This window comes from Atopobacter phocae ATCC BAA-285, from assembly GCF_000526675.1.
In the GTDB taxonomy this organism is placed as follows: Bacteria; Bacillota; Bacilli; order Lactobacillales; family Aerococcaceae; genus Atopobacter; species Atopobacter phocae.
Genome location: NZ_JAGN01000081.1, coordinates 1 through 1,051, shown reverse-complemented (window position 1 = coordinate 1,051; position 1,051 = coordinate 1). Strand labels below are relative to the sequence as shown.

The following is a 1,051-nucleotide window of genomic DNA, read 5'->3' as shown; positions in this document are numbered from 1 at the left end:
AGCTGTTGTCGCGAGTTCGATTCTCGTCACCCGCTTATTTTAATAAAAAATACTAGGGCCTATAGCTCAGGTGGTTAGAGCGCACGCCTGATAAGCGTGAGGTCGATGGTTCGAGTCCATTTAGGCCCATTTGATAAAAATACATAACATATAATGGGGAAGTACTCAAGAGGCTGAAGAGGTGCCCCTGCTAAGGGTATAGGTCGTGTGAACGGCGCGAGGGTTCAAATCCCTCCTTCTCCGTATTTTTATCTTAAGGCCCGTTGGTCAAGCGGTTAAGACACCGCCCTTTCACGGCGGTAACACGGGTTCGATTCCCGTACGGGTCATCTTAAAAAGGGACGATTTATCGGCCCTTTTTTTGTGCTTAAAAATGACTCTTTGTTAAATGGCTCTTTGTCAAATAGTGTTGATGATGAGTTGAGGTAACCGTATGGTTACTTCTCCTCTTTTTTTAGATCAAAAGATAAAATAAGCGAATGAAGTAGAAGTAATTGAATAAACACTTGAAGTGTTTATAAACATCTTTTATGTTACAATTCTTTTAGTAATTAATTCACGAGTAAGGAGTGACTGGTATGCAATTTATTGGATATTCAAAATGTTCAACGTGCAAAGGTATCAAAGCTTTAATGGAAGAAAAAGGGTTAACATTTGACGTACGTGATATTAAAGAAAATCGTCCAAGTAAAAGTGAAATCAAACAGTGGCATGAACAATCAGGTTTAGATATTTCAAAATTCTTTAATACGAGTGGACAAATATATCGACAAAATAATTTAAAAGAGAAACGCTTAACGATGTCTTTAGATGAGCAATATCAATTATTATCCGAAGATGGTATGCTTGTGAAACGTCCAATATTATTGGTTGACGAATCAGTTTATATTGGACCACTTGTAAAAAAATATGTAGAATCTTTATAAATAATAGAATAACAAAAAAAGCTAAAAGAGAATGTTAAAATGATATGCTCCCCCTAAAGTAGACACTTGAAAAAGTAAAACTATTTTAGGGGGAGTTTTTCATGCGTAAAAATAAACGTCATTCG

1 protein-coding gene and 3 tRNA genes are annotated in these 1,051 nt (G+C 36.2%); all 4 read left to right on the top strand.

The genetic code is table 11. The features are described 5' to 3' along the window. Nucleotides 1-55: 55 nt before the first annotated feature. The 4 genes from L866_RS0108250 (at nucleotide 56) to L866_RS0108235 (ending at nucleotide 926) form a co-directional block, all read left to right on the top strand. Nucleotides 56-129, top strand: a tRNA-Ile gene (locus L866_RS0108250). Between the two features lie 26 nt (nucleotides 130-155). Next, nucleotides 156-243: transfer RNA gene (locus L866_RS0108245), tRNA-Ser, on the top strand. 14 nt (nucleotides 244-257) lie between these two features. Beyond that, nucleotides 258-329 (top strand) — tRNA-Glu (locus tag L866_RS0108240). A gap of 249 nt (nucleotides 330-578) precedes the next feature. After that, on the top strand, nucleotides 579-926 hold the full coding sequence (locus L866_RS0108235) for a Spx/MgsR family RNA polymerase-binding regulatory protein (RefSeq protein WP_025730914.1): 348 nt from the start codon (nucleotides 579-581) through the stop codon (nucleotides 924-926). Nucleotides 927-1,051 lie beyond the last annotated feature (125 nt).

Excerpts from the sequence above, each read along its gene's own strand:
- L866_RS0108235 (WP_025730914.1), top strand. The coding sequence starts at position 579 with ATGCAATTTATTGGATATTCAAAATGTTCAACGTGCAAAGGTATCAAA.